Annotated in this window: 23 protein-coding genes; 14 read left to right on the forward strand and 9 right to left on the reverse strand. The window is 70.1% G+C overall.

Annotation, left to right across the window (positions count from 1 at the left end; translation table 11 throughout):
* The 5 genes from EJK15_RS24420 to EJK15_RS24440 form a co-directional block, all read left to right on the forward strand.
* Positions 1–225, forward strand: a 225-nt coding sequence (locus EJK15_RS24420; RefSeq protein WP_138712789.1) for a transposase, incomplete at its 5' end; no start/stop codon positions are given.
* Between the two features lie 53 nt (positions 226–278).
* Positions 279–479: a hypothetical protein gene (locus EJK15_RS24425; protein WP_138712790.1), complete on the forward strand. Its 201-nt coding sequence runs from the start codon at positions 279–281 to the stop codon at positions 477–479.
* Positions 480–861: 382 nt separating this feature from the next.
* Positions 862–2439, forward strand: coding sequence for a PQQ-dependent sugar dehydrogenase (locus tag EJK15_RS74780; RefSeq protein WP_138712791.1), 1578 nt, complete (start codon positions 862–864; stop codon positions 2437–2439).
* Between the two features lie 314 nt (positions 2440–2753).
* Positions 2754–3146 carry a hypothetical protein gene (locus EJK15_RS24435; RefSeq protein ID WP_138712792.1) on the forward strand — a complete coding sequence of 131 codons (393 nt, stop codon included), beginning with the start codon at positions 2754–2756 and terminating at the stop codon, positions 3144–3146.
* A gap of 1 nt (position 3147) precedes the next feature.
* Positions 3148–5604, forward strand: a complete 2457-nt coding sequence (locus EJK15_RS24440; RefSeq protein WP_138712793.1) for a DUF4132 domain-containing protein — start codon at positions 3148–3150, stop codon at positions 5602–5604.
* Here the strand turns inward: EJK15_RS24440 and EJK15_RS24445 are convergent.
* The 5 genes from EJK15_RS24445 to EJK15_RS24465 all read right to left on the reverse strand — a co-directional run bounded on the left by EJK15_RS24445 (position 5582) and on the right by EJK15_RS24465 (position 10877).
* Positions 5582–5836 carry a DUF7737 domain-containing protein gene (locus tag EJK15_RS24445; protein ID WP_206061085.1) on the reverse strand — a complete coding sequence of 85 codons (255 nt, stop codon included), beginning with the start codon at positions 5834–5836 and terminating at the stop codon, positions 5582–5584. The genes EJK15_RS24440 and EJK15_RS24445 overlap by 23 nt on opposite strands.
* Before the next feature lie 32 nt (positions 5837–5868).
* Positions 5869–7533: an acyl-CoA dehydrogenase family protein gene (locus tag EJK15_RS24450; protein ID WP_138712794.1), complete on the reverse strand. Its 1665-nt coding sequence runs from the start codon at positions 7531–7533 to the stop codon at positions 5869–5871.
* Between the two features lie 108 nt (positions 7534–7641).
* Entirely contained in the window at positions 7642–8625 is a 984-nt protein-coding gene (locus tag EJK15_RS24455; RefSeq protein WP_138712795.1) for a hypothetical protein, read from the reverse strand.
* A 108-nt stretch (positions 8626–8733) separates the two neighbouring features.
* Complete coding sequence (locus EJK15_RS24460; protein ID WP_138712796.1) at positions 8734–10131, reverse strand: glutamate-cysteine ligase family protein; 1398 nt, start codon at positions 10129–10131, stop codon at positions 8734–8736.
* A 35-nt stretch (positions 10132–10166) separates the two neighbouring features.
* Entirely contained in the window at positions 10167–10877 is a 711-nt protein-coding gene (locus EJK15_RS24465) for an SDR family oxidoreductase (RefSeq protein WP_138712797.1), read from the reverse strand.
* Positions 10878–10980: 103 nt separating this feature from the next.
* On the opposite strand from EJK15_RS24465, the gene EJK15_RS24470 reads away from it, so the two are divergent.
* From EJK15_RS24470 to polX, 4 genes are all read left to right on the forward strand, one after another.
* On the forward strand, positions 10981–11802 hold the full coding sequence (locus tag EJK15_RS24470; RefSeq protein ID WP_138712798.1) for a helix-turn-helix transcriptional regulator: 822 nt from the start codon (positions 10981–10983) through the stop codon (positions 11800–11802).
* A 113-nt stretch (positions 11803–11915) separates the two neighbouring features.
* A complete protein-coding gene (locus EJK15_RS24475) occupies positions 11916–12953 on the forward strand; it encodes a zinc-dependent alcohol dehydrogenase family protein (RefSeq protein WP_138712799.1) in 1038 nt (345 codons plus the stop codon).
* A gap of 94 nt (positions 12954–13047) precedes the next feature.
* Positions 13048–14016 (forward strand): aldo/keto reductase, encoded by a 969-nt coding sequence (locus EJK15_RS24480; RefSeq protein ID WP_138712800.1) that lies wholly within the window; start codon positions 13048–13050, stop codon positions 14014–14016.
* Between the two features lie 39 nt (positions 14017–14055).
* Positions 14056–15735 carry a DNA polymerase/3'-5' exonuclease PolX gene (gene polX / locus EJK15_RS24485; protein WP_138712801.1) on the forward strand — a complete coding sequence of 560 codons (1680 nt, stop codon included), beginning with the start codon at positions 14056–14058 and terminating at the stop codon, positions 15733–15735.
* A 168-nt stretch (positions 15736–15903) separates the two neighbouring features.
* On the opposite strand, the gene EJK15_RS70835 is transcribed toward polX, so the two are convergent.
* Positions 15904–16059, reverse strand: coding sequence for a hypothetical protein (locus EJK15_RS70835; protein WP_171074512.1), 156 nt, complete (start codon positions 16057–16059; stop codon positions 15904–15906).
* Between the two features lie 267 nt (positions 16060–16326).
* Here EJK15_RS70835 and EJK15_RS24490 point away from each other — a divergent pair, with 267 nt between their 5' ends.
* Complete coding sequence (locus EJK15_RS24490) at positions 16327–17373, forward strand: sulfite oxidase (RefSeq protein ID WP_138712802.1); 1047 nt, start codon at positions 16327–16329, stop codon at positions 17371–17373.
* Between the two features lie 142 nt (positions 17374–17515).
* The gene (locus tag EJK15_RS74785) at positions 17516–19399 is read left to right on the forward strand and encodes a wax ester/triacylglycerol synthase domain-containing protein (protein WP_240777180.1); all 1884 of its coding nucleotides are present in this window, start codon (positions 17516–17518) and stop codon (positions 19397–19399) included.
* Here the strand turns inward: EJK15_RS74785 and EJK15_RS24505 are convergent.
* Positions 19337–19876: a TetR/AcrR family transcriptional regulator gene (locus EJK15_RS24505; protein ID WP_138712803.1), complete on the reverse strand. Its 540-nt coding sequence runs from the start codon at positions 19874–19876 to the stop codon at positions 19337–19339. The genes EJK15_RS74785 and EJK15_RS24505 overlap by 63 nt on opposite strands.
* A gap of 169 nt (positions 19877–20045) precedes the next feature.
* Here EJK15_RS24505 and EJK15_RS24510 point away from each other — a divergent pair, with 169 nt between their 5' ends.
* Both EJK15_RS24510 and EJK15_RS24515 read left to right on the forward strand, forming a co-directional pair.
* The gene (locus tag EJK15_RS24510) at positions 20046–20612 is read left to right on the forward strand and encodes a TetR/AcrR family transcriptional regulator (RefSeq protein ID WP_240777181.1); all 567 of its coding nucleotides are present in this window, start codon (positions 20046–20048) and stop codon (positions 20610–20612) included.
* Positions 20609–22123, forward strand: a complete 1515-nt coding sequence (locus tag EJK15_RS24515; RefSeq protein WP_138712805.1) for an MFS transporter — start codon at positions 20609–20611, stop codon at positions 22121–22123. The genes EJK15_RS24510 and EJK15_RS24515 overlap by 4 nt, the downstream gene beginning before the upstream one ends.
* 125 nt (positions 22124–22248) lie before the next feature.
* Here EJK15_RS24515 and EJK15_RS24520 read toward each other — a convergent pair whose 3' ends face one another.
* A complete protein-coding gene (locus EJK15_RS24520; protein ID WP_138712806.1) occupies positions 22249–23211 on the reverse strand; it encodes an alpha/beta hydrolase in 963 nt (320 codons plus the stop codon).
* Between the two features lie 35 nt (positions 23212–23246).
* On the opposite strand from EJK15_RS24520, the gene EJK15_RS24525 reads away from it, so the two are divergent.
* The gene (locus EJK15_RS24525; protein ID WP_138712807.1) at positions 23247–24176 is read left to right on the forward strand and encodes an aldo/keto reductase; all 930 of its coding nucleotides are present in this window, start codon (positions 23247–23249) and stop codon (positions 24174–24176) included.
* Positions 24177–24215: 39 nt separating this feature from the next.
* Here EJK15_RS24525 and EJK15_RS24530 read toward each other — a convergent pair whose 3' ends face one another.
* Positions 24216–25238, reverse strand: a complete 1023-nt coding sequence (locus tag EJK15_RS24530; RefSeq protein ID WP_240777182.1) for a polyprenyl synthetase family protein — start codon at positions 25236–25238, stop codon at positions 24216–24218.
* Between the last annotated feature and the right edge of the window lie 52 nt (positions 25239–25290).

Genomic DNA, 25290 nt, shown 5'->3' on the forward strand with positions numbered 1-25290 from the left:
CGCCTCGACGCTTGGATCGACGCCGTCCGGGCTGACGACCTGCCCCACCTGCATTCCTTCGCCAACGGCCTCGAACGCGACCACGCCGCCGTCCTGAACGGACTCACGCTCCCTTACAGCTCAGGCGCTGTCGAGGGCAAAGTATGCAAGATCAAATTCTTGAAACGGCTCATGTTCGGCCGCGCCAACTACGACCTCCTCAGAAAGATGGCACTGCTGAACTGAGTCGAGATCACCGACCGTGACCGCTCCCCAGCAAATGCACCAGACCCCGATAATTGGCAGATCTTCTCCAGCGCTTTCGGGAAGCTCTCGTTCCGCACCTCGCCTTCGCCAACAGCTTCTGGGAGAGCTACGACGTCCTGGACAAGCCGGTCAAAGCGGGGGTGCGCAAGGCGATGGCGAAGTTCCAGCAGTCCCCATCGCCGATCTGGGTAAGTCCCTCGCTCCACACGGCCGCGAAGCCGCCGGCAAGGTGAGTGGAGCTTGGCATGCCCCCTCCGATCGGACACGGGTGCTCGGCCAGCCGGGTCCGTGGCGATGTACGTTTCATGGGCCGGTGGCGGGCCTTGCGGGAGGGCTCTCGTATCGCCCCTGGTCAGAGGGGAAGAAAGTGACCACAACGGCCTGGTGTCGCCTCCCAGGACGGAAGTCGCGGTTGCGGGCCTGGTTGTGACGGCGGGGAGCCGATACCGTCCGGTCGGGCACGTCAGAGTACGGAACCTGTCTGGTCGGCGTCGTACTCCGCTCGCTTAGGGGCGGGATGCGACCGGGCCGGGCGTGTTGCGAGCCCGGACGCGCTCCGGTCCCGGGGAACCTCTGTCCTCCGGACCCCGACGAAGCCCCGCCTCTGGAGCCGACATGCCAGGAAAACGCTGGGCAGCCCCCGCGTTGCTCGCCTTGTCCCTGCCACTGCTCGCCCCCGTGACCGCACTCACTCCACCGGCCGCCGCGGTGACATCCTCATCCGTCCTGGCCGCGTCTTCGTCGGTCGCGGACAGCGGCGCGCGGCGACCGGAGGTCTCCGGAGTGCCGCTGGAAGAGATCAACGCGACCGCCACCCAGGTCGCCTTCGGGTTGCGACGCCCCACCGCCATCGCCGCACCCGACGACGGGACGAACAGGCTGTTCATCACCGAGAAGCGCGGCACCGTACGTGTCTACCACCCGGACACCGGTCTCGGACAGACCCCGATCATCGACATCACGGCGTCGGTGGACGAGTCCGGCAACGAGCGGGGACTGCTCAGCATCGCCCTCGCGCCCGACTTCGCCGAGAGCCAGGACCTGTACCTGGCGTACACCGCGCTGCCGGACGGCGCGGTGACTTTGGCCCGATACAGGCTGGACGACGCGAGCCTTGAGCCGCTGCTCTCCCAGGAGCACGCCGAGTACAGCAACCACAACGGCGGCCAGCTCGCCTTCGGCACCGACGGCTACCTGTACTGGAGCATCGGCGACGGCGGCGGCGCCGGAGACCCCTTCGACGCCGGGCAGCGCCTGGACACCCTGCTGGGCAAGATCCTGCGCGTCGACGTGAACCGGAGCTGCGGCGACCTGGCCTACTGCGTTCCCGAGGACAACCCGTTCGTCGGCGTCGAGGGTGCGCGGGAAGAGGTATGGATGTACGGCGTGCGCAACCCCTGGCGCTTCTCCATCGACCACGCGGACGGCTCGATGTGGATCGGCGACGTCGGCCAGGGCAGGTGGGAGGAGATCGACCACGTCAAGGCCGGGCAGCAGGCAGGCGCGAATCTCGGCTGGTCCTGCTACGAGGGGCTGGAGGTGTTCGACCAGACCCAGTGCCGGTCCGACGCCGAGTACACCGAGCCGATCTTCACCTACTCACCGCACACCGGCGGCTGCGCGGTCATCGGTGGAAAGGTGTATCGCGGTGAGGAGTTCGCCGACCTGGTCGGGGGCACCTACATCGCCACCGACTACTGCTCCTCCACCATATGGGCGCTGCGCGAGGACGGCGGGGGCGGCTACTCCCAGGCCGAGATCGGCGAAATGCCCACGCAGGTCACCGCGTTCGGCAGCACCCCGGAGGGCGAGCTCTACGTCGTCAACGACCTTCCCGGCGGGCTGCACCGCGTGTCGTTCGAGCGGGCCGAGCCGACCTGCCGGATCCAGCACACCACGCGGACCTGGGGCGGCGGCATGACCGTCGATCTCACCATCACCAACACCGGCACCACATCCATCAACGGCTGGACACTGACCTTCCCCCTGGCCCGGGGCCAGGCCATCACCTCGGACTGGAACACCAACCTCACCCAGGCCGGTGACATCGTCACCGCGGTCAACGCCACGCACAACGGCTCCATCGCCCCCGGCCGCAGCGTCACCATGGGCTACCTGGCCAGTCACACGGGTGACGCGTCCCTGCCGAGCCGGTTCTCCCTCAACGGAGACGCCTGTGCCGTCGGCGGCTGACCGGCACCCTACCGGTCGCCGATCTGGCCGGGTGGCGCAGCTCGCCGGCACGGGCGCGTTCGACCGGCGATGGTGAGGGTGAAGGCGAAGAAGGAGCAGCACTCAGCAAGTTCCCGCTGACTTCCCTGATCACTTCAGTTCACCTCTCAGCTGTCATCTTCTGCGGTCAGGGGCGCCGGTCACCGGCTGGATCACCGTCCAGCAGGCGGCATCGTCGATCATGAGGGCTGTACGCCGGGAACAGCCGACGTTTTGTCGTTCGACGCTGCTATAGATGGCGCCATCGTCAGACATTTCAAAGGACAGGGCACTCGATGGCATTAGTGGTTTTTCGCGATGAGACGGCGACCGGCCGGGCATTAGCTGAATTCTCCCTCCCGGACCTGCCCGAGCGGATCTCGGCCCGCGAGCTCGTACGACTCCGCGTCCGCGAGGAGGTGGCCCGCTACAACGCCGCGCCGTCCCAGCACTTCCGCGGCCTGGTCAAGCCCACGGACGCCGAGTCCGAGCTGAACGGCTACCGGATGCGCACCGCCCGCAGACTGGACTGGGAGAAGCAGGCCGACGCCGCCGAGGCCGCGTTCGCCCGCAACGGCTTCCTGCTGCTGATCGGGGACCGGCAGATCGAGGACCTGGACACCCAGATCCACCTCACCACCGACCCGGTGCTGTCCTTCGTCAAGCTCGTCCCCTTGGTCGGAGGCTGATGTGGGCGTCCTCAACGCGCTTCCCGACGAGCACCGCGCCTGGCTCGACGAGCTGGATCCGGCGGCACTGGACGTGTTCGCCCAGTTGGACGCGGTCTACGAGCCCGGAAGGTTCTCATGGCCGTATCCCGCATTCGCCGACACCCCGATGGGGAAACTCGCCCGGGAATGGGGCGACGTCCAGTGGCGGGCCATGGCGCTGTGGACACAGATGCGCGTGCGCATGGTGTGGAGCAAGGTGGACAGCGTCGTGGAATACTGCTGGGGCCTGGAAACCATGCCCACGGCCATCGCACGCCGCAAGCTCGGCTGGACGGGCCCGCAACTGGACCTGCTCTGGCGTACCGCACTCACCCCGCCCGACCGCGCCCAATACTTCGAGGAGCTGTACCGCATTCCGCTGGCCGCCGCCAAGCGGCTCTCACCGGCCGAGCGCGAGCCCTTGCTCGAACACATACGTGAAGTCCACCGCGATCTCCAGGGAAACGAGTACGCCGCCAAGTGGACGACCAAGCGGGTCCTGGACGGCCTGCTGGCCGAGCACCCCACCGCGGACCCCACTGGCGCGGTCCGCTCGCTCATTCCCGTCCACGACGACTTCGCCGCGCTGATCCATGAGCAGTACGGCGAGCGCCTCGCCGCCCCTTCCACGCTCGCGATCCTGACTCACTGGACCACGGCCGTGTCCGCCAAGCCCTCGGCCAAGTGGCTGAAACAGGCGACTGCGCTGCTCACACCCGAGGCCGCAGCTCTGGTCAGGGAGGTGCTCGGCCGGATCGCCCCTTACCGGGAGAAGGTCGAGCGACGTCGTCACGACAACTACGAGTGGACGGTCGTCACCTATCTGCATGAGCGCACGGCCGTCCTGCTGCGCGGCATGATCTGGACCTGCGACCTCATCGACGAGCCGTGGGTCGCGGGATTGCTGGGCGACGTCGCCGTGGCGGCCGGCACCGGCATCGGCGGATCCGGTGCCAACGCCCGCAGCGAGCTCGTGGCCAACGCCGCGATCGGCGCGCTGGCCCGGCGCGGCGGCCTTGAGGTGGTCGCCCAGCTGGCCCGCGTCCAGGCGAAGGTTCGCAAGAAGCCCATCCTCGCGGCAGTGGCCAAGACGCTCGACGCGGTGGCCCTGCAGACCGGGCTGTCACCCGAGCAGTTGCTGGAGCGGACCGTACCCACCTTCGGCCTGGGCCCCGACGGCGCTCGCACCGAGCACGGCCTGCGGCTGTCCCTGGACGGCACGGTCTCCTACGGCACGCGCAAGACCATCCCCAAGGTCGTCCGCGAGGAGCACAAGGAGCTGCTGGCCGAGCTCAAGGCGACCGCCAAGGAGCTGAAGAAGGCGCTGCCCGCCGAACGGTTCCGGGTCGAGCGCGCCTTGGCCACCGAGCGGATCTGGCGCTGGCACGAGGTGTGCGAGTTCTACCTCGACCACCCGGTCACCGGCTCCTTCGCACGCGCTTTGATCTGGGAGACCCTGCAGGGTCCCGCCGGGCTCCCGGTCCAGGTCGACGGCGCGTGGGAGCTGACCGACCCGGCCGGCCGCCGCATCCAGCCACGCGCGGACACCCCCGTCCACCTCTGGCATCCGATCTCGCACTCCGTGGACGAGGTCCGCGCCTGGCGCGACCACCTGATGGAGATCGGCCTGCGCCAGCCGTTCAAGCAGGCCTTCCGCGAGGTCTACCTGCTCACCCCGGCGGAGGAGGAGACCCGCGACCACTCGCGCCGCTTCACCGGCCACCTGTTGCGGTACGGCCAGGCCAAGGCGCTGCTGACGGGCCGCGGCTGGACCGGGATGACGCTGGGCCACTGGGGCTGGGAATACGGCTCCGACCAGGCCGCAGCCACCAAGGAGTGCCCTCACGGTCTCACCGCCCACTGGGACTTCCATCTCGACTGGGAATCCGGCGAACGGGACAATTTCGGCACCGTCTCCGTCTGCGTCAGCGGCGACATCCACTTCACCGCCGAGGGCGCCCGGCTCCCGCTGGCCGAGGTGCCGCCGCTGACTCTGTCGGAGGCGCTACGCGACGCCGATCTGGCCGTCGGCGTCACCTCCACCGGCCTGGACCCGCAGGGCCATGGCGAATACTGGCAGTCATACGGCTTCGGCGACCTGAACGAGACCGCCCGGATCCGCCGCGACGTCCTCACCAGGCTGCTCCCCCGCCTGGCCATCGCCGGCCGGGCCGAGCTCACCGACCGCTTCCTGCGCGTCCGAGGCGATCTGCGCACGTACAAGATCCACCTCGGCTCGAGCAACATCCTCATGGAGCCCAACGACGCCTACCTGTGCATCGTCCCGCGCGGCTCCGGCGACCAGGTCTTCCTGCCGTTCGACGAGGACGGCGGCATGCTGTCGATCATCCTGTCGAAGGCGTTTCTCCTGGCCGCCGACACCGCGATCACTGACTCGTCCATCACCCGTCAGATCATTCACGAATCTGAGCGATGATGCTCGGATCGGTGATCGTGGTGTCCCTGGCCGGCAGCATCGCCTTGCTGAGGATGACCGCCGGCACCTGATCGCCCTCGAACGGCAGGAACACCTGATCGGCGCCGGACCCGGACGCCTGCTTGGGCACGATGCACAAGTACCGGTCGCCCGGCGTCATCAGGATGTTGCCCGAGCCGAGGTGGATCTTGTAAGTGCGCAGGTCCCCGCGCACGTGCTGCTGCCCGGTCACTGGATCATGGCGGCACAGTATAGAGATCACGATCAAAGGGCGACGGCTCCCTCCAGGAGAACGTCGAAGGACTCCAGCTCCTCCCCCGCACGGTCGATCCCGCGCAGCGGCCCCTGATCGGCCAGGTGCGTCTCGGCGTACAGGCGGGCGACGACCGCCTTGCGCCCGTCGTCGAGCCCCCAGGTGGCCTGCTCTTCCAGCAGCGCCGCGGCGTACACGTCGGCCATGAACTGCGCCAGCGGGTAGAGCCGCGCCTCCGCCACCACGGGCTCCAGCGCCGCCCACGCCGAGATCGCCTTGGCCAGGTCGTCGATGCGGGCCTGGACCAGGCCGGAGGTGGCCGCGGCGCGCAGGCGGTCGAGGAAGGGCAGGTGTGCCTGCTCCTTGACCATGGCCCGCCGCACGTCCAGGCAGAGGATGTTGTCGCCGCCCTCCCAAATCGGGTTGACCTGGGCGTCGCGCAGGAGCCTGGCCACCGGCCACTGCTCGATGTAGCCGTTGCCGCCGTGCACCTCGATCGCGTCGCTGGCCGCGGTGACGCCGAGCCGGGCCGCGCGCAGCTTGATCAGGGCGGGCGCGAGCCGCAGCCGGGGGCCGACCTGGGCGTCGAAGACGAGCGCCTGCGCGGCCTCGACCTCGACGATCAGCTCGGCCAGCTTGCGGCGCATCAGCGGCTGGTCGATGAGCGGGCGGCCGAAGGCCTCGCGGGCGCGGGCGTAGCAGATCGACTCGACCAGCGCGCGCCTGGCCACGCCGACGCCCATCATGGCCACGCCGAGCCTGGAGGCGTTGGTGAGCTTCATCATCGTCCCGAGCCCGGCGCCGGACCCCGGCCCGGCCAGCAGGAACGCCTCCGCGTCGGCGAACTCGACCTCACCGGAGGCCACGGACCTGGTGCCGAGCTTGTCCTTGAGCCGCCTGATCCGCACGCCGTTGCGGGTGCCGTCGCGCCGCTCCCACAGCACCAGGAACGGCGCCACCGCCCCCTCGGGCAGCCGGGCGAGCACCACGAACGCCGACCCGTTGGCGTTGGAGGCGAACCACTTGAACCCCGACAGAAGCCACGAATCCTCGCCGGCCGGGACGGCCGCGGCCTCCAGGGCCGCCAGGTCGGAGCCGCCCGTCCGCTCGGTGAACATCTGAGCGGCCTCGCCGGAGTAGAAGCCGTTGGCGAAGATCTCCCGCACCCGATCGCGTACGTCCTGCGGCGCGTGCTTCTCGGCCAGCTGGACCACCATGTCGCCGCCCGTGCCGAGCGCGCAGCCCATCCCGATGTCGGCCTGGTCGAGCAGGTACGTCCACGCCGCGGCGAGCGCATCCGGGTTGGCCCCGTTCGCGCGGGCCTGCCCGGCGAACGACGGCGAGGTGAAGTTGTCGTCCATGAGCGCCCGCCTGGCGGTCTGGAACGACGGCGGCATGACGACTTCGCTGACGTCCCTGCCCCACTTGTCGTACTTCTCCAGCCGCGGCGGGTTGCGGTCGGTCTCCTCGGCGCACTCGGCCACGAGCCCGCCCATGAGCGCGCCGAGCCTGTCGAGGTGCGGCTCCGCCCAGGCGAAGCCGTCGCCCAGGTGGCGCCGCATGAGCAGGCGCAGCGTGGGATCGCAGGTCCACCAGTTGCGCCCGGCCGCGCCCTGGTAGCGCTCGGTGGCGTAGCGGTCGCTGCGGTCGAAAGGTTCGATGAGATAACGCCCCATACTGGGGAGTGTTCCATATACGTGGCCCGCCGACCGGGCCGCGTTCCGGCACACGGTCCCTCGCTCCCCGGCCTGAGGGCCGCTACCGCGAACTGCTCGACCGGCATCTCAAAGACCGACGCCGAAGATCACGCGCCTGTTCCTGAACTCGGTGACGCTCCACAGCCTGCCGCCCTGCACGGTCAGGTCCTCGGGCCCGATCGGGAACGGCCTGGTCTGCGGCTTGCCGTCGCTGTAGACCAGCAGCTTGCCGTTGGTGGTGGAGTTCGCGGCCTGGCTCAGGTACCACTTGCCGCCGTGCGAGGTCGCCCCCTGGATCTTGGGGTGCCCCATCACGAAGGCCTCGCTGGGCTCGCCGCCGGCGAAGCCGAGGTCCCAGTGCGCCACCCAGCCGCCGGGGTCGTTCTCCCGGTACTCGCCCGTGATCAGCCGGGGCGTGGCCGCGCTGCGGTCGATCGACACGAACGAGAAGTGCGGCCCGGGCCGCTCGATCCGCCAGAAGTCGGTCTGCGGGACGATGTAGCGGTAGCCGAACGCGTGGAACTTCCCGTCGTGCCGCCCGATCCGCTTGCCGTCGCCCAGGTCGTTCTGGGCGGTCCGCAGGTCGAGCAGGTTGCTCAGGTCGAAGACGCGCAGCCCTCTGGCGGTGTCGGCGACGTAGAGCAGGTCGCCGTCGATCGCGACGCCGCCCGCGTGGATGTTGATCGGCCCGTACGAGCCGTCCGGCTTGGCCGCCACCAGCAGCGCGTGCTGGTACTTCAGCGTGCGCGGGCTCAGGAACGACACCCTGATCCCCCTCTCGCCTGCCTGCGGCCTGAAGTACCAGCTGGCCACGAACACCGGCACCCCGATGGAGGCGGACTCCTCGCCGCAGGTCAGGCCCTGGGGATACCAGTCGGCGGTGTCCTGGTCCGCGGCGTCGAAGGCGTACCACTCGGCGGGCCTGGGCTGCATCGAGCCGAGCGCACCGGAGGCCCCCTTGCGGACGGCGGTCCTGTTGGCCTGCGCCAGCAGCGCTTCGACGCCGGTGCTGCCGATCTCCCCCGCGAGCTTGGCCGCCCCCTCGGCCAGATCACCCGTCGCCCTTTTCATGGCGAAAGGCGCCTTGTCGGTGGAAGCCATCCCCGTTGCCGCCATATCTCCCTCACCTTTCCGGTCCCTTTACCCAGTGTGACGGTACAGGGACCGGAAAGGTTGCGATCAGCGCCACAAATGCACGGGAAGTCCCGACAGCGCCAGCTCGCGGTAGCGCCGTACGAGCCGCTCCCGGTCGCCGCCGAACCGCGCCAGCGCCTCCCGCTGCCACACCGATCCCGTACGGCGCAGCCGGGTCCGCTGCTCGATGACGCCCAGCGCGCGATCGGCGTCGCTCGGCACCACCCCGGCGCCGAGCAGCCCCTCCCGCGCCTCGGGCAGCAGCCCGAGCACCAGGTCCGCGGCCTCGAACTCGCCGGCCCTGCCGGGCCAGGACAGCTTGGCGTCCAGCCCGTGCATGGCGGCCCGGTAGAAGTTCTGGTACGCCTCCGCGAACCGGTAGCCGGTCAGGTCCCGCTCGGCCTGCGACAGCGCCAGCCCCAGCAGGAACGCCGTGTTCGCGGCCATGTCCGCGCACGAGGGCCCGGCCGGCAGCGCCCGCATCTCGATCCGCAGGTGGCCGCCCTCGGCCGGGTCGTAGACGGGCCGGTTCCACTGCCAGATCGTGCCCTGGTGCAGCCTCAGCTCGGGCACCTCGCGCGGCTCGGCGTCCTCGTGCAGGTCGGGCACGATCGGCTCGTAGTCGCGCACATACCGCTCGAACAGCTCGTGCGCCCCCTCGCGCACCCAGTCCGAGCCGAACGTGACCCGCCCGTCCCTGCGCCCGAGCCGCGCCACGTCCCGGTCGTCGGCGGCCTCCTCCATCAGGGCGATCCGGGTCTCCTCCCACAGCTGCCTGCCCACGAAGAACGGCGAGTTCCCGCACGCCGCCAGCACCGGCCCGATGGCCAGCTGAGCGGCGTTGAACAGCCGGGCGAACCGCTCGGGGGGCGTGCGAATGTGCACCTGCCATGAAGTGTTGGCACTCTCGAGGATCACGTCCTCCACGGCCAGCTCCAGATCGTCGATCTTGACCAGGAACGGCTCCAGCCGCAGCCGCCTGACGCCCCGGCTCAGGGCCCGGTAGCGGTTCTGGTCGCTCATCGCGCCCACCGTGAAATCCTCGGTGTCGAGGGTGGGCAGGATGCCGATGGGCAGCGCGCCCCCGCCCTCGACCGCGTCGTCCACCTTCGTGATCGTCTCCTGGACCTCGGCGCTCAGCAGCTCGAAGGGCCTGCCCGCCAGCGGCGTCGGCGTCAGGTTCACCTCGACGTTGTAGCGGCCCAGCTCCAGCACCACGCGGGAGTCGCCGAGGGCCTCCAGCACCTGGCTGTTGTTCGGCAGCGGCCGGCCGCGCTCGTCGATGAGGAACAGCTCAAGCTCCGCCCCGATCGTGGCCGGACCCTGTCCGAAGCCGGGGGTTGCGAGCAGCTCGCGCAGGACGCCGAGCTGCTCCTGGATGCGTTCTCCGAAGCGGGCGTACTCCGCCTCAGTGAACCGCTCCTTGTCGAGATCTCGTCCCATCACCCCCCTCTGTCCGCTTTGCGAGCTTTGACACATCACCAGGGGAGCACGCCGTCATCCTGCAGATATGCGCCGGTCGGGCCGTCCTCGTCCAGCGTGGCCAGCCGCGCGGCGATCGCCGCGCCCTGCTCGGCGGTGCGGAACCCGGAGTGACCGTTGAGGTCGGTGGCGCAGTAGCCGGGGTTGGCGGCGTTCACCTTGATCACGGTGTCCCGCAGCTCCTTGGCGTAGGAGACGGTGATCATGTTGAGCGCGCTCTTGGAGGAGTTGTACGCGATGAAGTTGGCGTCCCCGAAGGGGCTGCCCGGGTCCGACGCCATGGTCAGCGAGCCCAGCTCGCTCGACATGTTCACGATCCGGCCGGCCGGCGAGGTGCGCAGCAGCGGCAGCATGGCGTTGGTCACGGTGACGACGCCGAACACGTTCGTCTCGTAGACCTCCCTGAGCGCCCGCGCCGGGGTGCCGCTGGGTGTGGCCTGGGCCAGGTCGCCGGCGATCCCGGCGTTGTTGACCAGGATGTCCAGCGTGCCGTACTCCTGCTCGATCCACTTCGCGGCGGCGGCGACGCTGTCCTCGTCGGTCACGTCGATCCGCACGTACGGCTGCCCGAGCCGCTCGCCGGCCGCCCGCCCGCGCTCCTCGTCCCGCGCCCCCACGATCGCGGTGACGCCCTGCTCGGCGAGCAGCCGCGCGATCTCGTAGCCGATTCCCTTGTTTGCACCCGTGATGAGGGCGATCTTTGTCATGGTTCAACGTTCGCGCAGGCCGGAGGGGGCGCGGGAGAGACCTGCCAAGGCTGGGATCGGCGGTACCACCCACAACCGGCCGATCGTCGCCGAAGATGGAGGCATGAACCGCGACCAACTCGCCGAATTCCTCCGCAGCAGGCGCGCCCGCGTCACCCCGGCCGAGGTGGGGCTGCCCAGCGGCGAGCGCCGCCGCACGCCCGGCCTGCGCAGGCAGGAGGTCGCGCAGCTGGCGGGCATGTCGATCGACTACTACATCCGGCTGGAGCAGGGCCGGGGCCCGCACCCGTCGCGGCAGGTGCTCAACGCGCTGGCCCGGGCGCTGATGCTGACCCAGGACGAGCGCGCCTACCTGTTCCACCTGGCCGGGCAGGCCCTGGAGACACCCACGATCAGGGAGGACGTGCCCGGCAGCATCCTGCACCTGCTCGCGTTCCTGGAGGAGGTGCCCGCCTACGTCCTCAATGCCAGGTACGACATCCTCGCCTGGAACCCCGTGGCCAGCGCGCTCATGGGCGACCTCGACGCCTGCCCGGTCGAGCAGCGGAACGTCATCCGCTGGGTCTTCATGTCGCCCGACATCGCCGAGCACCTCGACCACGAGGAGAAGGGCCGCTTCGCCCGCGCCTCGGTCGCCGACCTACGCGCCGCCCTCGGCCGCTACCCCGAGGATCGCAAGCTCCGGGCGCTGGTCGCGGAGATGCTGGCGCTCAGCACCCACTTCGCCGAACTGTGGGCCAGGCACGAGGTCGAGATCCGCAGGGAGCAGCGCAAGCGGATCACCCACCCGCTCGTCGGCACCATCGACGCGATCTGCCAGGTCATGCCGGTGCCCGACCGCGACGACCTCCGCCTCGTCCTCTACACCACCGAACCCGGATCCCCCTCCCACCAGGCCTTGCGCGAGCTGCGGCAACTGACGTGACGGTGGTTGATGCTGTGGACCGTGCCGTGGGCGGTGGTGATGCCGAACCCGGTTCACGTCCCCAAAGGCCTTGCGCGACCTGCGGCAACCGACTCTAAAGCTAGGCTTATGAGATGCGAGCGGTTGCATTTGATATCTTCGGCGGCGAGCTCGACGTGCGAGAGCTGCCCGACCCTGCCCCGGCCCCGCACGGAGCGGTGATCAGAGTCGAGGCGACGGGGCTGTGCCGCTCCGACTGGCACGGCTGGCAGGGCCACGACCCCGACATCAAGGCGCTGCCCCACGTGCCGGGTCACGAGCTGGCGGGCGTGGTCGAGGCCACCGGCTCCGACGTGCGCGGCTGGCGGCCGGGAGCGCGGGTGACCGTGCCGTTCGTCTGCGCGTGCGGCTCCTGCGCGTCCTGCGCCACCGGCGACCAGCAGGTGTGCGAGCGGCAGACCCAGCCGGGCTTCACCCACTGGGGCTCCTTCGCCGAGTACGTCGCCATCGACCACGCCGACGTCAACCTGATCGCGGTCCCTGAGGACATGGCCTACATCACGGCGGCCGGGCTGGGCTGCCGCTTCGCGACCGCGTTCCGCGCCGTGGCGCAGGTGGGCGCGGTGCGGCCGGGCGAGTGGGTGGCGGTGCACGGCTGCGGCGGCGTGGGACTGTCCGCCGTGATGATCGCGACGGCGGCCGGGGCGCGCGTGGTGGCCGTCGACATCAGCAGCGACGCGCTGCACCTGGCCGAGGTGGCGGGTGCCACGCACTTCGTGAACGGCTCGGCCGGCGACGCGGCGGCCCAGGTCAGGGAGCTGACCAGGGGCGGCGCGCACGTGTCCGTCGACGCGCTGGGCAGCCCCCAGACGTGCGCCGCCTCGATCGAGAGCCTGCGCCGCAAGGGCCGGCACGTCCAGGTGGGGCTGCTGCCCGGCGGGCCGACGCCGGTGCCGATGGACCGGGTGATCGGCTACGAGCTGCGGCTGCTCGGCAGCCACGGCATGGCCGCCCACGCATACGCGCCGATGCTGGAGATGATCAGGGCCGGGATCCTGCACCCCGACCAGCTCGTCACCCGCACGATCGGGCTCGCCGACGCTGGCAAGGCGCTGGCCTCGATCGGCTCGGTGCCGGGCGTCACGATGATCACTCCTCGTTCGTCACACTGAACGTCCTGAGGACGCCTTCGGTGAAGTCGTTCCGTCGACCGGGAGGAAGGGGCCACGGCGGGTAACCTGTGCGTTCGCCTTTATGGTGATCTGCATGGATTACATGCGACTTGGTGACACGGGCTTGAAGGTCTCGCGGGTATGCCTGGGCATGATGAGCTACGGCGATCCGGCTCGGCAGGAGTGGGCGCTGCGGCAGGACCAGGCCGAGCCCATCATCCGCAGAGCCGCCGACGCGGGCGTGACGTTCTTCGACACCGCCGACGTCTACAGCCACGGCGAGAGCGAGGTCGTGACCGGGAACGTGCTGCGCGGGATCTTCAGCCGGCGCGAGGACTACGTGCTGGCCACGAAGGTCTATTTCCCGATGGGCGGCGGCGCCAACGACCGCGGCCTCTCGCGCAAGCACATCCTGTCCTCCATCGACGCCTCGCTCGACCGGCTCGGCACCGACTACGTGGACCTCTACCAGATCCACCGGTGGGACGACGAGACGCCCATCGAGGAGACCATGGAGGCGCTGCACGACGTGGTCAGGGCGGGCAAGGCCCGCTACCTCGGCGCGTCCAGCATGTGGGCCTGGCAGTTCGCGAAGGCGCAGCAGGTGGCCGAGCGCAACGGGTGGACGAAGTTCGTCTCGATGCAGGACCACTACAACCTGCTCTACCGGGAGGAGGAGCGCGAGATGCTCCCGCTCTGCCTCGACCAGGGCGTGGGCGTGATCCCGTGGAGTCCGCTCGCCCGCGGCGTGCTGGCGAGGGCGGGCTCGGCGGCCACGACGGCCAGGACGGGGTCGGACACGCGCATCGACTCCCTGTACGACCCGGAGAACGACAAGCTCGTCCTCGACCGGGTGGCGCAGGTGGCCGCCGAGCGCGGGCTGCCCGCCGCCCAGGTCGCGCTGGCCTGGCTGCTGCACCAGCCGGCCGTCACCGCGCCGATCGTCGGGGCCACGAAGGACGGGCACGTCGACGACGCGGTGGCCGCCGTGGACGTGTCGCTTTCGCCGGAGGAGCTGACGTTCCTGCAGGAGCCGTACCGGCCGCGCGAGGTGCGGTTCTGACCATCTCGGATTGTCGGGGCCAGCCCCTAAGGTATTGGCATGCGGGCAAATGAGGAGGCGGCGTCGGCGCTGCAGGAATACGCGGAGCTGTTCGCGCTCTGCGGCGGCGACGCCTTCCGGGTGCGGAGCTACCAGAAGGCGGCCAAGGCGATCGCCGGATTCCCGGAGGACATCTCGGTCGTCGACGTGCGCAGCGTCCCCGGCGTCGGCGAGGCGATCGCCAAGAAGATGGAGGAGTTCCTGCAGCGCGGCAGCTTCCGGCAGCTCGACGACCTGCGGGGGCGGGTTCCCGACGGCGTGCGCAGGCTGACGCGGGTGCCGACCCTGGGCCCCAAGACGGCGATCATGCTGTTCGAGGACTTCGGCATCGACTCCACCGCGGCCCTGAGCGAGGCGATCACCTCCGGCCGCCTCGACGGCGTCAAGGGCCTCGGCCCCAAGACCCTGGCCAACCTGCTCAAGGGCATCGAGCAGCTCGAGCAGTCCGGCCGCCGCGTGCACATCGGCGTCGCCATGTCCCTCGCCGAGCAGGTGATGGCCTCGCTGACGGCCGAGCGGATCGCGTACGCGGGATCGCTGCGGCGGATGAAGGACACGATCGGCGACATCGACATCCTCGCGGTCGCGCCCGAGTCGATCATGGCGGACTTCCGCGGCCGGCCCTACGTCGCCGAGGTGATCGCGGCGGGCGACAAGAAGACCTCGATCCGCACCACATCCGGCATCCAGGTGGACCTGCGCGTGGTCCCTGCCGGCTCCTGGGGCGCGGCCATGCAATATTTCACCGGCTCCAAGGAGCACAACGTCGCCATCAGGGAGATGGCGGTGAAGAAGGGCTGGAAGCTCTCCGAATACGGGCTGTTCGAGGGTGAGCGGGTGATCGCCGCCGAGTCGGAGGAGGACATCTACGCCGCGCTCGGCATGCAGTTCGTGCCGCCGCCGATGCGGGAGGACGGCGGCGAGGTCAAGGCGGCGCTGCGGGGCGAGTTGCCCGCGCTCGTGGAGCTGTCCGACCTCAAGGGCGACCTGCACACGCACACAGACCTGACGGACGGCATCGCCACGTTAGAGGACATGGTGGCGGCCGGCCACACCCGCGGCTACGCCTACTACGCGGTCACCGACCACGCGCCGGACCTGGCGATGCAGCGGATGACGCTGGACAAGGCGCTGGAGCAGCGGGGGCAGGTGGCTCGGCTCCAAGAGAAATATCCCGGCATGCGGCTCCTGCACGGCACCGAGCTCAACATCGCCCCCGACGGGTCGGTGGACTGGCCCGGGGAGATCCTGCGGGAGTTCGACGTGTGCGTGGCCTCGGTGCACTCCCATTTCGGGATGTCGCGGGACGAGATGACGCGCCGCTTCATCGCCGCCTGCGAGAACCCGTACGTCGACATCATCGGCCACCCGACCACCCGCAAGATCGGCAAGCGCCCGGCGGTGGACGCGGACTGGGACGCGATCTTCCGGACGGCCGCCCAGACGGGCACCGCGATGGAGATCGACTCATTCCCCGACCGGTCGGACCTGCCGTCGGATCTGGTGCGGCTGGCCAAGCATCACGGCGTGAAGTTCTCGATCGACAGCGACTCGCACGCGATCCCGCACCTGGCGAACCAGCGGTTCGGGATCGGGATCGCGCAGCGGGCGTGGTTGACGACGGACGACATCATCAACACCTGGCCGCTGGACCGTCTCCTGGCCTTCCTGGGCCGCTGACGCTGCCGCCCGCCCGGCGCCTCGTCCGACCCCTCTCGTGCTCGGAAGGCGCGACCCACGCTTGGGGCCGCGCCTTCCGAACCGCGTTCTGCCACGAATGGGAGACCGCGTAATAAGGGACCACGTAATAAGGGACCCAGCGGGAAGGGTTTCAGGCCGGTCATGGGATCACCCGCTCCACGGCTGGAGCCAGGTGCGCCAGACCCACAAGTCCTTGTAGTCGCCACTCTTGAGCTGCACCCAGTGCTCGCGACCGGCGGTGGGTTCGGCCGGCGAAGACGCGGGTTGCTGCTCCCACGAGCGGACCCCCATTCGACGGAACATGTATTGGCCCAATCCTGCTCCCAAATTCGGATTTAACACACCAAATAGGCGTATTTTGCCCATTCTTTGGCGCACCGTAGGCCCGCCCCGACTTCCCCATGAGATGAGCGGCCGGGGCGGGCACATGACGAGGTCACAAGGCAGTGGAAACGTTCCTGACGTGCTCCGACAGGGCGACCCGGGTCTGGGGAAGATGGACATGAAGGAAGGAAGAGAGGAGATTAGATGCTTTACAGGTAGGGAATAGGTATTACGGAGGTGGGAACGGTGAATCAAGCCGTGGCGACGATCGTGAAGCCGCTGCCCGGCCACCTGTTCAGGGTGCATGGCGGGAGCGCCGAGATGCGGTGGGAGGCCATGTCGGGGCAGGGGTATCACACCCCGACCGACCGGTTCTTCGTGCGGAACCACACCTCCACCCCGCTCATCGACGTCACCACCTGGCGGCTGCGGCTGCACGGCGCAGGGATCCGATGCCCGCGCGAGTTCGGCTACGACGAGCTCCGGGCGATGCCGTCGCGGACGTACGACGTGGCGATCGAATGCGCGGGAAACGGCCGGCGGTTCTACGGGACGCAGCAGGACGACGCCGCCCCCGGGACGCAGTGGGGCCTGGGGGCGATCGGAGTCGCCCGGTGGCGTGGCGTGCCGCTGAAACATCTGCTCAAGGAGGTGGGAGTGCGGCCCGAGGCGGTGGACGTGCTGCCTTCCGGCCTGGACGCGCCGTTCGAGGACTACGGGCACGTACGCAGGCCGCTGCCGATCGAGAAAGCCATGGACGACGTGCTCGTAGCCTACGAGATGAATGGCGAACCGCTGCCTCCGGACCATGGATTTCCGGTGCGCCTGGTGGTGCCGAGATGGGTGGGAATAGCCTCGATCAAATGGCTCGGCGATATAGAAGTTTCAACAACGAAGCTCTTCACGCCCTGGAACACGGTCTTTTACGCGAACGTCACGACGCAACCGGTGAAGAGCGCTTTCGAGCTCCCATGGAATGCCCGCCTGCCCCTCGCCGGGCCGCACATCCTGCACGGGCGGTCCTGGTCGGGGCGGGGCAGGATCGTCCGGGTGGAGGTCAGCTTCGACGGCGGGCTCGGCTGGCGCGAGGCCGAGCACCACGGACATCACCTGGTCGCGGCCTGGTTGCCATGGCACATTGCATGGGCCCCCCGCCACACGGGGAGGCACGTGCTCATGGCCAGGGCGACCGACGAGACCGGCGCCACGCAGCCGCTGACCACTCCACGGCATCCGTCCGGCTATCACTTCGACGCGGTCGTGCAACATCCCATTCACGTTGTCATCGGATAGGCAATTGTCACCGATCGCGGCTGAGCTGGTGATTTCCTTTACCCATGTACGGCACCGCTGAATTCATCTGAAAGACTCTCGCGGAAACCTTCTGGAAATCCCCCTGTGTGAGGCTGCGCACACGACGGTAAAAGGAGAGCAGATGCGCCAGTTGACCGCACTCGACGCCCAGTTCCTCAATGTCGAGACGGCGACCACCGCCGCACACGTGGCCGGGCTGGCGATCATCGACTCGGCGGATGGCTCGCTCACCCCGGGCTCGCTCGCGGAGCTGCTGCTCGACCGGCTGCACCTGTCCCCCGCGCTCAGCCTGCGGCTGGCGGAGGTGCCGCTAGGGCTGGACCATCCCTACTGGGCGCCCGATCCGGACTTCGACATCGGCAACCATCTGTTCGAGCTGACACTGCCCGCGCCCGGGCACGACTGGCAGCTCTCCGAGGCCGTGGCGGAGATCCACGCCCGCCGGCTCGACCGGGCGCACCCGCTGTGGGAGATGCACCTGATCAACGGGCTGCCGGACGGGAGGGTGGCCGTCTACACGAAGGTGCACCACGCCGCGATCGACGGCATCTCCGGCGCGGAGACCCTGGCCACCCTGCTCGACCTCACCCCGGACGGCCACCTGACGCGACGCAGACTCCGCACCACGGACCAGCGCGGCGACGCCAACGGCCATCACAGCACGGGTTCGGCGAACGGCCACGAGACCACCGCCGCTGCGGGCGCCACGCAGGTCACCGGCTCCGCGATCGGCGACCGCACCACGGGCTCGGCGAACGGCAAGCGAGGCGCACGTGGCCTGCCCGCGAACGGCGGTCGCAGCACGCAGTTGCACCTCACCCTCCCGGCGGACGGCGAACGCGAGCACGTCTCCGTCCGCGACGACCGGGCCAAGCAGAACGGGCAAGACGGCAGCACCGCCAACGGCGACCGCACCCGCCAGGGCAACGGCACCATGCACAGCGACCGCACCAGCCAAGGCGACGGCACCATGCACGGCGACCGCACGGCGGCATTGCCCGACGGCGGTCGTATCCAGCCGGCCGGCGGCGACCAGGAGGACGCTCCTGGGCTGATCGGCATGCTGGCCGGGGCCGCCGTGCATTCGGCGACCCACCCCGTGCGGGCCGTGAAGTCGGTCGTCAGGGCGGCGGGGGACCTGGACGCCATTCCCCTGGCGGCGCGCATGCCCGGCGCGAAGCTGATCGCCAAGGCCGCGCGGCTGGTCGTTCGCGACCGGCCGAACCGGCCCGAGCTGCCGAGCCTCGCCGTCCCCCGCACCCCGTTCAACGGCCCCATCAGCGCCCGCCGCGAGCTCTCCTTCGGCTCGCTGTCGCTCAAGGACGTCAAGAAGGTCGCCAAGGCCAACGGCATGAGCGTCAACGACGTGGTCATGACCCTGTGCACGTCGGCCCTGCGCTCGTGGCTGGGCGAACGGGACGCGTTGCCGGAGGAGCCGCTGATCGTCGCCGTTCCCGTGGCGGTCCGTACGGCCGGGGCCAAGGACCTGGTCGGCAACCAGATCTCCGTCATGGTCGCCCCGATGCCCACGAACATCCCCGACCCCCTGGAGCGCCTGCAGGCGGTCGGCGCGACCATGGGCCGGGCCAAGCGGCGTTTCGCGCTGGCCCCGGCGACCTGGCTGAGCGAGCTGTGCTCGGTGCTGCCCGCCCCGGTCACCAGCCTGGCCACGCCGGCGATCTTCCGGCTGGCGGGCATGGCGTTCCCGCCGATCAACCTGATCATCAGCAATGTGCCGGGCCCGCAGTTCCCGCTGTACCTGTGCGGCGGGCGGGTGCTGTCGTACTATCCGATGTCCGTCCTGACCGACATGAGCGGCGGACTGAACATCACCTGCTTCTCGTACGACGGCATGCTCGACTTCGGCATCGTCGCCTGCCCCGAGCGCATGGACGACGTGTGGGGCCTGCTCGGCCACCTGCGTGCGGCACTGGACGAGCTGCTAGACGAGCGAGTGGGCGATGAGTTCCGCGACGGCGTCGGGATCGATCTGGTGGCCGGTTAGCTGCCAGAGGTTTTCCTGGTAGAGCAGGACGGCGGCGAACATGGCCGCCGCCACCTCCAGCCTGGCCGCGTCCCCGCGCGCGCCGGGCTGCGCCAGCTCCAGCGCGAACCTGGCGCGCCTGATCAGCTCGCCGTTGAGGCGCCCGAGCCGTTCCTTGACGGAGCCGTGCGTGTCGGCCTCGCGGAACAGGATGCGCCGCATCGCCGGTGAGGCCCGCAGCGGCAGCCCGCGTGCCAGCCTGGCCAGCGTGCCCGCCGGGTCGCCTGGCACGGCGTCGATCTCGCGCGCCTCTTCGATGTGCGTACGCTCGTTGACCAGAGCGACCAGTACGTCGACCTTGTGCGGAAAGTAGTCGAAGATCAGCCCTTTGGGCACTTTCGCGAGCTTGGCGATGACCGCAGTCGGGGTGGCCTCAAAGCCGGAGCCCGCGAACAGCTCCTCTGCCGCGTCCAGGATGCGCGTGCGCACGTCACCCATCACCACAGCAGAACCATAGCGCCACCTGCGGCTCCATGGCCATGCCGGGAAGGCGAGAAGTCGTCTGCGCCACGCCTCTGAGGAAGGGATCCCCCATGGCCCTGTGTGAGGCAATGATGTAGCATGTGAGACAAACATGTTTCAAACGATACGGCGGTGTCTGATGGCGATGAGCCGACAGCAGATCATGACGGCGGCGATCCAGCACCTCAACGAGAACCCCACCGCCTCCATGGCGCAGCTCGCCGAGGCGGCCGGGATCAGCAGGGCCACGCTGCACCGGCACTTCAGCAGCCGGGACGAGCTGATGCTGGCCCTGGGGCACCAAGCCCATGACCGGTGGGAGCAGGTCCAGCTGAGCGCCGGTCTGGAGGCCGCGACCGCCTCCGGGGACCGCGAAGTGCTGGTAAAAGCCATGAACGCGCTGCTCGCCGGCCTGATCGAGGTCGCCGACGAGTACGGCTTCGGCCTGACCGACGACATTCTGGCGGTCCACCCCGAGCTGATGCGCCGCGTGGACGAGCTGGAAGAGCGCGAGCTGGCGTTCTACGCCGCCGCCCAGCGCGCGGGCCTGCTGAGCCCCGGCCTGCCCACCATCTGGGTCGGCCACGTCATGTACGGGCTGCTGGTGGCCGTACGGAATGGCCTGCGCCGCGGGGACATCGCCCGCCGCGAGGTTCCCCGCCTGCTGCTCGACACCTTCCTGTACGGCGTCGCACCCCGGAGGGAGTCATGACGATCACCACGCCACCGGTCTCGTCGAAGCGGCGCTGGGCCGGCCTGGCCGTGCTGTCGGCCAGCGTGCTGCTCGTGGTCATGGACATGACCGTGCTCAACGTCGCGCTGCCGGCCATCTCGGCGGACCTGCGGCCCAGCTCCATCGAGCTGCTGTGGATCGTGGACGCGTACGGACTGGTGCTGGCGGGGCTCCTGGTCACGGTGAGCGCGCTGGGCGACCGGTGGGGGCGCAAGCGGATGCTGGTGACCGGGTTCGCGGTGTTCGGGCTGGCCTCGCTGGCGGTGCTGCTCGCGGACAGCCCGCTGGAGGTGATCGCGGTACGGACGCTGCTCGGCGTCGGCGGCGCGATGATCATGCCGTCCACGCTGTCCATGATCCGTAACCTGTTCACCGATCCGGGCGAGCGCGCCAGGGCGCTGGGCGCGTGGTCGGCGATGGCCGCGGTGGGCGCCGCGCTGGGGCCGATCCTGGCCGGGCTCGTGCTGGAGCATCTCAGCTGGCACGCGGCGTTCCTGCTGAACGTGCCGGTCATGGCGGTGGCGATCGGCGCCGGCCTCTTACTGCTGCCCGAGTCCAGGAATCCCAGCCCCGGCCGATGGGACGTGCTCGCCACGGCGCTGTCGATGGCGGGCATGGTGGCGCTGGTGTACGCGATCAAGAGCTTCGGCAAGTACGGCCCGGCCTCGGCGAGCGCCCTGGTGGCGACCGTGGTCGCGGCGGTGACGCTGGGCTGGTTCGCCATGCGGTGCCTGCGCAGGCCGGATCCGCTGCTGGAGCTCAGGCTGTTCCGCAGCGGCCCCTTCTCCGCCGGGGTGACGACGGCGCTGACCACGTCGATCGCGATGGGGGCGGTGCTGCTGCTCCTCGCGCAGTGGATGCAGCTCGTGCAGGGGTACTCGCCGCTGGAGACCGGTGTGCGGCTGCTGCCCGCCGCGCTGGCCGCGCTCGTGGCCTCGCCGCTGGCCCCGGTCCTGGCGGCGAGGATCGGCGCGCGCAGGGTGCTGGCGGGCGGGCTGGCGGTGATGGGCGTGGGCTTCCTGCTGCTCTTCCTGGCACCGGCCCCGCTGGACTACTGGCCGGTGGCGGGCACGCTGACGCTGATCGGCATCGGGAACGGCGCGCTGGCCATCGCCTCCGCGATGATCATGTCAGGTACGCCCGCCGCGGAGTCGGGCAGCGCCGCGGCCATCGAGGAGACCAGCTACGACCTCGGCGGGGCGCTCGGCGTGGCCGTCCTGGGCAGCGTCGCGGCCGCCGTCTACCGCGGCGCGCTCGACTACGCCGGGCCGGCGGCCGGCGTCGCGCGGGAGTCGCTGGGCGGGGCCATCGGCGTGGCCAGGGAGCTGGGCGCGGCGGGCGCGGGGCTGGCCGAGCGGGCGACGGCGGCGTTCACCGACTCGCTGACGCTGACCAGCGGGGCGGGCGCGGTGCTGATGCTGACCGGCACGCTGGTGGTGTGGCTCCTGATGCCGCGCGACCTCGGCCTGTCCGGCGCCACCCAGCGCTGAGCGGCGTGATCGGCCGGATCTCGGCCCATCACCGATCAACGGACGCGGCCCGCTCCCGGGCCCGTCACCGACCGCCCGACTCGGTCCGGTCCGCTCATCAGTGCGCGGAGTTCGAGCGTGGGCCGTCAGCGGGCGCCGATGGCGGCCATGAGCATGGGGTAGGCCCGGTGCAGCTCCTTCTGCCAGGAGGCGTGGTTGTGGCCGCCGCGGTAGAAGTGGGTGCGCACCGGGATGCCCAGCTCGTCCAGCCGCCCGGCGAACGACCTGGCCGCCCGGTTCGCCAGGTCCTCCACCAGGTCTCCCTCCCCCGCGGCCACGTACAGCTCGACGCCTTTGAGCTTGTCCGCCCGGTCGTAGGGATTGTGCGCCCGCCAGATGGAGCGCTGCGCCTCCGGGTCGCCCCAGATGCGCTTCCAGTCGGTGCCCAGGCAGCCGATCGTGGTGCCCGCCATCACGGCCTGCGGCACGCCGGGGGCGAGGATGTGCACGGCACCGCTGAACGAGGCGGCCGCCTTGAAGTAGCCCTTGGACGCGTACAGCATGGCGCCCTGGCCGCCCATCGAGTAGCCGGCGACCGCCCGCTGCCCGCCGGCCCGGTAGCGTGATTCGAGCAGGGGCAGCAGCTCCCGCAGGTGGTAGGTCTCCCAGCGTGGTGAGCCGCCGTCGCCGCCGTTCCACCAGTCGGAGTAGCTGCCGCATTTACCGCCGTCGGGCATCACGACCAGCACGCCGGTGTCGCGGGTGAGCGCGTTGACGTCGGTCTTGGCGGTCCAGGAGGTGTGGTCGTCGAGCCCGCCGTGCAGCAGCCACAGTGTCGGCCAGTCGCGGCGTGACTCCCAGCGGTGCGGCAGCAGCAGGCGTACCTTCGTGGTGGCGTCGCCCAGTGCCGGCGACCTGATCGTGAGCTCCATCCTGCGCTCGTCGAGCTGCCGCTCCTCCAGCACCCGCGCCGGCGGGGTTCCGGTCGCGGAGGGAGGCGGTTTCGGCCCGGGCTGTTCCCCGCCGGATCGCAGCACCGCCACGCCCAGCAGGAACAGGCCGCCGGCGACCACCGCGCCGACCAGGCAGCCGCGTAAGCGGGGCGCCATCGTGCCTCCTTGTTGGCTGCGCGGATAATAGCGGGATGAGATCAATAGGGGCCACGGGCCTGTCCGTTTTCCCGATATCGCTCGGCACCAATGTCTTCGGCTGGACGGCGGACAAGGAGACGTCGTTCGCGATCCTGGACGCATACGTCGAGGGCGGCGGCAACTTCATCGACACCGCCGACGTGTACCCGTACTGGGCGACCGGCGAGTCCACCTCCGAGATGATCATCGGGGAGTGGATGGAGGACCGGCGCAACCGCGACTCGCTCGTCCTCGCCACCAAGGTCGGCATGCTGGAGGGGCTGGAGGGCCTGGCTCCGGCGACCATCCGCACGGCGGTCGAGGACTCGCTGCGGCGGCTGCGTACCGACTACATCGACCTCTACTGGGCGCACGTGGACGACCACGACACGCCGATCGTGGAGTCGCTGGCCGCGTTCGACGCGCTGGTCCGCGAGGGCAAGATCCGGTACGCCGGCGCGTCCAACTACGGCGCGGCCCGGCTGGCGGAGGCACTCAAGATCTCCGACGACGAGGGACTGACCAGGTATGTCGCGCTGCAGCAGGCGTACAACCTGGTCGAACGCGGTTACGAGGGCGAGCTGCGGGACGTGGTGGCCGAGGAGGGGCTGGCCAGCACGCCGTACTTCGGGCTGGCGCGCGGCTTCCTGACGGGCAAGTACGCGCCCGGCGTGACCGTCGACAGCCCGCGGGCGGGCAAGGCCGCCGAATACCTGGCGACCGAGCGCGGGCTCAGGACGCTGGAGGCACTGACCAAGGTGGCGGGCGAGCGCGGCGTCGAACCGGCCTCCGTGGCGCTGGCCTGGCTCCTCGCGCAGCCGACGGTCGCGGCGCCGATCGCCAGCGCCCGCAACGTCGGCCAGCTCCAGGCGCTGATGACGGCCGCGGAGCTGGCGCTGAGCACCGAAGAACTCACCCTCCTGGACGAGGCCTCCCGCCCCTGACCACGCCGGCCTGCCCGGCGTGCCAGGCAGGCGTGGGTGTCAGCGGACGCGATCCACCAGGCCGTCGCACAAGGCACGCAGGTCGGCCGCGTTCGGCAGACAGTCGTCCAGGACCTCGAGCGCCGACGACACGTACCGGTCCGCCAGCGCCCGGGCCTCGGTGCGGCCGCCGGCCTCCTCCACGAGGCGGGCGGCCCGCCGCAGCGACTCCTCGTCCGTCGAGCCCGAGGCGAGGATGACGGACAGCTCGTGCGCGGCCGCACCGCCTGCGGCGAGGGCCGCGAGCACGGGAAACGTCTTCTTGTCGCGCCGCAGATCACTGTGTACGGGTTTGCCGGTGATACGGGGATCACCCCAGATGCCGAGCACGTCGTCCACGATCTGGAAGGCCACGCCGAGGTCGCGGCCCATCTGCCACATGCGGTCCGCCAGCTCGGGCGCGCCCCCTAGAGCCACGCCCGTCGCCGCGGCGGCGCCCAGCAGCCCGCCCGTCTTGCCCGCGGCCATCTCGGTGTACTCGGCGACGGTGACCTCGTTGGGACCGGCCCATGGGCGGTTCTCGAAGGCCATGTCGGCGGTCTGCCCCTGGACGAGGTCGATCAGGGCCGCCGACAGGTACGTCATCGCCTCCGGCCGCCCGGCGAGCTGGCCGACGGCCAGGGCGAGGAGCGCGTCGCCGGCCAGCAGCGCCGGCCCCACGCCGTACGCCTTCCAGAGCGCGTCCCGATGCCTGCGCCGCTCGTCGTTGTCGATGATGTCGTCGTGCGCCAGCGAGAACGCGTGCACCAGCTCCACCGCCACCGCCCCCGGCAGCGCCGACTCCGCCGCGGCGCCGACGGCCTCGGCGCTGAGCATGGCGATGGCCGGCCGCACGCCCTTGCCGCCGTCGCCGTCGTACGGCCTGCCGTCCGCGTCCGACCACCCCAGCGCGAACCCGGCCATGGTGGCGCCCCACGGGTGCAGCATCGAGACCGCCTCGCGAAGAGCCGGCTCGAGTAGCCCCTGGCAGCGGGCAACGGCCCCACTGCCCAGCGGGCCGGCGGCCTGATGGCTAAGATTCAACTGGCACTCCTACCCCGGTACGATCTTGAATCTACATGCGGGAACATGTGAT

It is taken from the genome of Nonomuraea basaltis (assembly GCF_005893125.1).
Taxonomy (GTDB): Bacteria; Actinomycetota; Actinomycetes; order Streptosporangiales; family Streptosporangiaceae; genus Nonomuraea; species Nonomuraea basaltis.